The sequence below is a fragment of the Dietzia aerolata genome (genome assembly GCF_014144865.1).
GTDB lineage: Bacteria > Actinomycetota > Actinomycetes > Mycobacteriales > Mycobacteriaceae > Dietzia > Dietzia aerolata.
In genome coordinates, this window is the sequence record NZ_JAALDM010000044.1 from 1 (window position 1) to 7,102 (window position 7,102).

The window sequence follows — 7,102 nt, forward strand, 5'->3', positions numbered from 1 at the left end:
CGTTCCGTGCGGGACACCGTCACGTTCTGGACGGCGTTCGAGGCCGCTCGGCCTCCCGTCAAGGTGCCGGCGATCGGCACCGTCGCCCCCGCACCGTCCCGGCGACTGCGCATCGGGGTGGTCGAGCAGAGCCCCGCCGGTGGCCCGACCGACGCCGCCACCCTCGCCACGCTCCGCCTGGCCGCCGAGCGCCTCTCCCAGCTCGGCCACCACGTCGATCTGATGGAGGCGCCGGTCCCCGCGTCCTTCGAGGACGACTTCAAGGACTACTGGGGCCTGCTGGCCCTGGCCACCTCCCTGCAGGGCTCATCCCTGTTCGGCGAGGGTTTCGACGCCTCCTCCCTCGACGCGTTCACCTCCGGCCTGGCCGCCGGCGCCAAGAAGCGCCTCCTGCGGCTCCCGGTCGCCCTGGCGCGGCTCGCGCGGGCCCGCCGCAAGCACGACGAGATGTTCGGCCGGTACGACCTGATCCTCAACCCGGTGGTCAACCACGAGACCCCCGAGGTCGGCTACCTCGACGCCGACCAGGACTTCGCCCAGCACCTGGAGCGCGTCGCGAACTGGGTCACGTTCACTCCCGCCCAGAACGTCGCGGGCTCGCCGGCCATCTCTCTGCCGGCCGGCTCCGCGCCCGACGGGATGCCGATCGGCGTGCAGCTCAGCGCCAGGATCGGCCACGACCGCACCCTGCTGGAGATCGCCTCCGAGTACGAGGCCGCCCACCCGTTCGCGCGGATCTGGGACTGACCCACCGCCGCCACCACCACTACCAAGGTCACCCAGCAGTCACCCGCGGTCGCGGGCCGTGCTCCGGGCCACTACATCCCTAGAGCAGCTGCTCGATTCGGGGCCCGACGCGCTGCCGCAGGATCACCTCGGTGCGGGTCCGCAGCACGCCGGGCGTGGCGATGAGCGCGCTGAACACCTCCTCGAGGTGCGCGTGATCGCGCGCCACGACCCGGCACACGATGTCGAACTCCCCCGCCACGCTCATCACCTCGAGCACCTCGCGCACCTTCGCCAGGCCAGCACACGTCTCATCGAGCTTCGCCTGGGCCATCTGAATGTGCACGAGCGCGCCCAGCGGATAGCCGAGCGCGGACGCATCGAGGCTCGGGGCCCACGACGCGAGCACGCCGCGCGCCTCGAGTTTGTCGAGCCGGGCCTGCGCGGTGCCGCGCGCCACGCCTAGGCGGCGCGAGAACTCGCGTACGCCGACGCGGGGGTCGTCCATGACGATCTCGAGGAGCCGTCGGTCGGTGTCGTCCAGGTTGGGTGCGGGGTCCATGTGCCTAGAGTAGACGACGAGAACGTGGACATTATGTTCAGTCTAGACAGTCAAACTCCGCACGTTTTGTACAGACTGCCCGGTTATCCACTGACCACGTGACGTGGTTCACAACCGTGCCTAGCCTTGAGACACTGATCACAAGTTCTCTAGGCAAGGTGTGCATCATGACCTCCCTCCTCGGCCCCCAGAGCGGCACCCACGACGATCTGCCGCGTACCGGACAGGCGGACGCAGGATCGTTCTCACTCTCGGACCGCTACACGCGTGAGAGCGGCACGGTCTACCTCACGGGAATCCAGGCGCTGGTGCGCACGGTTCGCGACCGCGCCCGCCTCGACCGCCGGCAGAACCTGCTCACCGCGAGTCTGGTGAGCGGCTACGAGGGCTCGCCGCTGGCCGGGTACGACCTCGAGTTGGCCAAGCGCGCAAAGTTCCTGGACCCGTACGACATCGTGCACCGCCCCGCCCTCAACGAGGAGGCCGGCGCCACCGCGGTGATGGGTTCCCAGCTGGCCCGCCGCACCGGGACACTGCGGGCCACCGCGAACACCGGCGGCGCCCCGCTGCAGGGCGTGGTGGGCTACTGGTACGGCAAGTCCCCCGGGCTCGACCGCGCCACCGACGCGCTGCGGCACGCCAACCTCATCGGCACCGACCCCCACGGCGGCGCGGTGGTCATGGTGGGCGATGACCCGGGCGCCAAATCCTCGACCGTGCCGTGCGCCTCCGAGCTCGCGCTCGCCGATCTCTACATGCCGACGCTGTACCCGGCCGATTCGCAGGACGTGCTCGACTTCGGTGTCCATGCCGCACTGCTGTCACGGACCTCGGGCCTGCTGTCTGCCATGAAGATCTCCTCGCACGTGGCCGATGCCTCCTCCACGGCGATCGTCGACCCGGACCGGATCCTGCCCGTCTACGGCGATCTGGGCACGAGCCCCCACGTGCCGTCGGGGCAGCTGCTGGGATCGAGCCTGATGGAGCTCGAGCAGAACCAGCTGACCATTCGCATCCCCCGCGCCCTGGAGTACGCGCGACTCAACCGGATCAACCGGATCGTCCAGCGCACCGCCGACGACCGTATCGGGATCGTCGCCGCGGGCAAGACCTACCTGGATGTGCGCGAGTCGCTTCGGCGCCTCGGGTTGGACGACGACGAGCTGGCCCGCCGCGGGATCCGGATCCTCAAGCTCGGCATGGTCTACCCGCTCGAGCGCACGATCCTGGACGAGTTCATGTCCGGACTCGACGAGGTGATCGTGGTCGAGGAGAAGCGCGACTTCATCGAGACGATGATCCGCGAGATCCACTTCCGGCGCCCCGACGTGGCCAATGTGGTCGGCAAGACCCACGAGGACGGCTCGACACTGTTCAGCCGTTTCGGCGAGCTCGACGTGGACTCCGTGACCCGCGGCCTGGCCCAGCGACTCGGCAAGGTCCATGCCATCTCCTCGGCGCAGGCCTGGCTCGACGGCCCGGGCCGCCCCCGGGGCCGCATCGCCCTGCCGCTGGCCACCACCCGGACCCCGTACTTCTGCTCCGGCTGTCCGCACAACTCGTCTACCAAGGTCGCGGACGGCACGCTCGTCGGAGGCGGCATCGGCTGCCACGCCATGGTGCTGATGATGGATGAGAAGCAGGTCGGCAACGTCACCGGCGTCACCCAGATGGGCGGCGAGGGCATCCAGTGGACCGGGATGTCCCCCTTCCTCGACGAGCGTCACATGGTGCAGAACGTCGGCGACGGCACCTTCATGCACTCGGGCTCCCTGGCCCTGCGCGCTGCCGTGGCCTCGGGAGACAACATCACCTACAAGCTGCTCTACAACGGCACCGTCGCCATGACCGGCGGCCAGGACCCGGTCGGCGAGATGAGCCTGCCCGAGATCCTGCGTCTGCTGCAGGCGGAGAAGGTCGCCAAGATCGTCGTCACCACCGACAACGTCAAGGAATCCAAGGCCAAGGGACTGCCGCGTGGCGTTGAGGTCCGCGACCGCGCCGAGACGCTGGAGGTCCAGCAGGAGCTGGCCGCGATCCCCGGCGTGACCGTGCTGGTCCACGATCAGTACTGCGCGGCCGAGAAGCGCCGGAACCGCAAGCGCGGCACGTACCCGACGCCCGCCGAGAAGGTCGTGATCAATGAGCGAATCTGCGAGGGCTGCGGCGACTGCGGCGAGAAGTCCAACTGCCTGTCGGTCCACCCGGTGCAGACCGAGTTCGGTCGTAAGACCCAGATCGACCAGTCCACCTGCAACTTCGACTACTCGTGCCTACAGGGTGACTGCCCGGCGTTCGTCACCGTCGTCCCCGGCACCAAGACCGAGCGTGTGGCCACCGCCCCCTCGCTGGCAGCCGACTCACTCCCCGCACCGGCACAGTCCACAGTCGACGCCGATCGCGGCTTCTCGCTGCGCCTGACCGGCATCGGCGGCACCGGCATCGTGACGGTCTCGGCCGTCTTGGCCACCGCCGCCGTGCTCGACGGGAACTCGGCCCGCACCCTCGACATGACCGGCCTGGCCCAGAAGGGCGGCGCCGTGGTCTCGGATGTCCGGGTCTCGCGCACCCCGCTGGAGCAGCCACCGAAGATCGGCTCCGGCGACTGCGACCTCTACCTCTGTTGTGACGGCCTGGTCGGCGCGGACAGCACCAACCTCAAGGTCGCCAACCCCGAGCGCACCACCTCGGTGGTTTCCACGACGGAGATCCCCACCGGGTCCATGGTCATCGACACCTCGGTTCACTACCCGGCCACCGCGGACATCCAGGACGCGATCAACCGTGCCTCGGCGCGCGGCGTGTACCTGAACCCGGGCGAGCTCACCGAGACCCTGTTCGGCTCCACGCAGACGTCCAACATGCTCATGGTGGGCGCCGCATTCCAGTCGGGAGCCCTGCCGATCTCCGCCGAGGCGATCGAGCAGGCCATCGAGCTCAACGGCGTGGCCGTGGAGGCCAACCTGCAGGCGTTCCGTCGGGGCCGCCAGGCCGTCGCCGATCCGGATGCCCTGTCCGAGCTGATCTCGCAGCTGCACCGCCCGGCGACCACCGCGACCGCCGAGCTACACGTCGCCTCCGACGCCGCACAGCGTCTCCTCGCCGGCCTCGGCGCCGGCGCATCCGAGGAACTGCGCGACGTCATGGCACTGCGGGTGGACGAGTTGATCGGCTACCAGGACGAGGCCTACGCCGCCGACTACGTGCGTCGCATCGAGGCCCTTCGCACGGCGGAGGCCCAGCAAAGCGAGTCGGGCGCCAGCGCCTCCGGAGGCCCCGGCAGCTCCGGCAGGTCCGCGAGCGCCCCGTCCGAGCAGCTCACCCTGGCCGTAGCGCGCAACCTGTACAAGCTGATGGCCTACAAGGATGAGTACGAGGTCGCCCGCCTGGCCGTCGACCCCGAGTTCGCGGACCAGCTCACCAACGATTGGGGCGAGGGCGCCGTCGCGAACGTCAAGCTGCACCCGCCGATCCTGCGCGCGATGGGGATGAAGAAGAAGATCTCGTTCGGCCCCAAGACGATGCCCGCGATGAAGGCGCTGGCCCGCATGAAGCGGCTGCGCGGCACCCGGCTGGACGTCTTCGGCTACGCCGAGGTCCGTCGCGTCGAGCGCGAGCTGCTGGCCGAGTACCGACAGCTGGTCGACTCCTTCACCGGCGAGCTCGACCGTGTCGGCCCGGTCGGCAAGGACGCCACCTGGCGGGGCACGGCGGTCGCGATCGCCGAGCTGCCCGACATGGTGCGCGGCTACGAGCACGTCAAGCTCGACAACGTGGCCCGCTACCGCGAGGAGCTGGCCCGCCTGAGGTCCACCCTCAGCTGATCGGCCCCGCCGCCCGGTGCCAAAGGAGCCCGCCGCTTCCCCACGGAGGCGGCGGGCTCTCGCGTTTTGCGGGCCCGCATGCATCCAGCGTGCACCCACCCCACCCAGCATGCCCCCACCCATTCCGGCGCGCGCCAATTACTCGACGACAGTTGCGTCAAATCGAAGAATCTCGCAATTCCCGTCGAGTAAACGCGCGCAGGCACCGGCCGACTGCATCGCCGCCCGTTTCGGCGCGCGCCCGCCCCATCGCCCAGAGGGTTTCGCCCAAACTTACTCGGCCGATAGGTGCAGAAGTCACTTCTCGACGCGTGGGACGCGGTCAAGCTCGACCAGCTGACCGACTCACTGGCCAAGCCTGCTTGGCCAGCCGTCAGGCCCGCAGCGCCGCCGACGCCATCACGGTAAGCACACGACGCAGCTCATCCTCGGCCATCGCGGGCAGTCGCGGACTCGCGTTGAGGAGCCCGAACACAGCGTGGACGTGCGCGCGGGCGTCGGTGGTGCCCAAGTCGGGTCGGAGCCGTGCCAGCGCGTCGACCCACATCTCGGCATACTCGCGCTGCAGCCGACGCACCTCGTGGCGGGGCCCGGCCGGCAGCGCACCGAGGTCACGGAACTGGACGCTGATCAGGTCGGGTTCGGTGGCCACGAAATCCACGTGCACCGCGAGCAGCGCATCCAGGATCTCGGCCGGTTCGCCACCACGCTCTACCGCCGCCCGGCCACCGTCGCGCAGTCGGAGGGAGATGTCGAGGAGCATCTCGGCAAGCACGTCCTCCTTGGAGGAGAAATAGCGGTACATCCCGGGCCCGGAAATCCCCACCTCCGCGCCGATGTCGTCGAGCCGCACTCCGTGGAAGCCGCGTCGTGCCATGAGCCGGGCGGCGGCCACCAGGATCTCGATGCGGCGCTGCACCTTGGCCTGCGCGCGGGGCGTCAGCGCCGCTGCGGGATCGCCTTGCTCACCCGCCCCGCTGCCTGCGACCCCGCCGTCGGTCATATCAGTGGAAGAAGTGGCGCGCGCCGGTGAAGTACATGGTGATGCCGGCTTTCTCGGCGGCCTCGATCACCTCGGCGTCGCGGACCGAGCCTCCGGGCTGGACGACGGCGCGGACGCCGGCCTCGGCGAGCACCTCGAGTCCGTCGGCGAACGGGAAGAACGCGTCCGAGGCGGCCACGGCACCGGTGACCCGGTCGCCTGCACGCTGCACGGCCAGGCGCGCGGAGTCCACGCGGTTGACCTGCCCCATGCCCACGCCGACGGTCGCGCCGCCGGTGGCGAGCAGGATGGCGTTGGACTTCACGGCCCGGCAGGCCCGCCACGCGAACAGCAGGTCGCGCAGGGTCTGCTCGTCGGCATCCTCACCGCAGGCCTTGGTCCAGCCGGCCACCACGTCGCCCGGGGCGTCGAGGGAGTCGCGCTGCTGGACCAGGACGCCGCCGGAAATCTGCTTGCGCTCGAGCTCGCCCTCGACGGGGGCCTGTGCCTCGAGGATGCGGATGTTCTTCTTGCGCTGCAGGATCTCCACGGCCCCGTCGGCGTACGACGGCGCGATGATCACCTCGGTGAAGATCTCGGCGACCTGCTCGGCCATCTTCACGCTGACCTCGCGGTTCGCGGCGATCACGCCACCGAACGCGCTGACGGGATCGCACTCGTGGGCAGCCATGTGCGCGGCGGCGATGTCGGCGTCGATCGCGATGCCGCACGGGTTGGCGTGCTTGATGATCGCCACGCACGGCTCAGCGTGGTCGAAGGCGGAGCGCCACGCGGCGTCGCCGTCGACGTAGTTGTTGTAGCTCATCTCCTTGCCGTGCAGCTGGCGGGCCTGCGCGAGGCCGGGCGCGGCGGCGGCATCGGTGTAGAGGGCCGCGCTCTGGTGCGGGTTCTCGCCGTAGCGCAGGGTGGCCGCGCGGTCGAGGCTCTGCCCGAGCCAGACGGGGAACTCGGCGGTGTCGGCGGCAGCGGCGTCGGCGTCCGTGCCCT

Annotated in this window: 5 protein-coding genes; 2 read left to right on the forward strand and 3 right to left on the reverse strand. The window is 69.9% G+C overall.

The annotated features are described in order from the left end of the window. The coding region (locus G6016_RS03400) for an amidase family protein (RefSeq protein WP_241729706.1) at positions 1-747 on the forward strand (747 nt) is incomplete at its 5' end. Between the two features lie 79 nt (positions 748-826). On the opposite strand, the gene G6016_RS03405 is transcribed toward G6016_RS03400, so the two are convergent. Beyond that, positions 827-1,288: an Lrp/AsnC family transcriptional regulator gene (locus tag G6016_RS03405; RefSeq protein ID WP_182631301.1), complete on the reverse strand. Its 462-nt coding sequence runs from the start codon at positions 1,286-1,288 to the stop codon at positions 827-829. Between the two features lie 167 nt (positions 1,289-1,455). On the opposite strand from G6016_RS03405, the gene G6016_RS03410 reads away from it, so the two are divergent. Next, positions 1,456-5,112, forward strand: a complete 3,657-nt coding sequence (locus G6016_RS03410; protein WP_182631302.1) for an indolepyruvate ferredoxin oxidoreductase family protein — start codon at positions 1,456-1,458, stop codon at positions 5,110-5,112. Positions 5,113-5,485: 373 nt separating this feature from the next. On the opposite strand, the gene G6016_RS03415 is transcribed toward G6016_RS03410, so the two are convergent. Continuing rightward, positions 5,486-6,115, reverse strand: coding sequence for a TetR/AcrR family transcriptional regulator (locus tag G6016_RS03415; protein WP_182631303.1), 630 nt, complete (start codon positions 6,113-6,115; stop codon positions 5,486-5,488). 1 nt (position 6,116) lies between these two features. Continuing rightward, positions 6,117-7,102: bifunctional phosphoribosylaminoimidazolecarboxamide formyltransferase/IMP cyclohydrolase (purH, locus tag G6016_RS03420; RefSeq protein WP_182631304.1), on the reverse strand; the 986-nt coding region annotated here is incomplete at its 5' end.

Coding starts and splice junctions, on each gene's coding strand:
- G6016_RS03405 (WP_182631301.1), bottom strand. CDS start 1,288: ATGGACCCCGCACCCAACCTGGACGACACCGACCGACGGCTCCTCGAG.
- G6016_RS03410 (WP_182631302.1), top strand. CDS start 1,456: ATGACCTCCCTCCTCGGCCCCCAGAGCGGCACCCACGACGATCTGCCG.
- G6016_RS03415 (WP_182631303.1), bottom strand. CDS start 6,115: ATGACCGACGGCGGGGTCGCAGGCAGCGGGGCGGGTGAGCAAGGCGAT.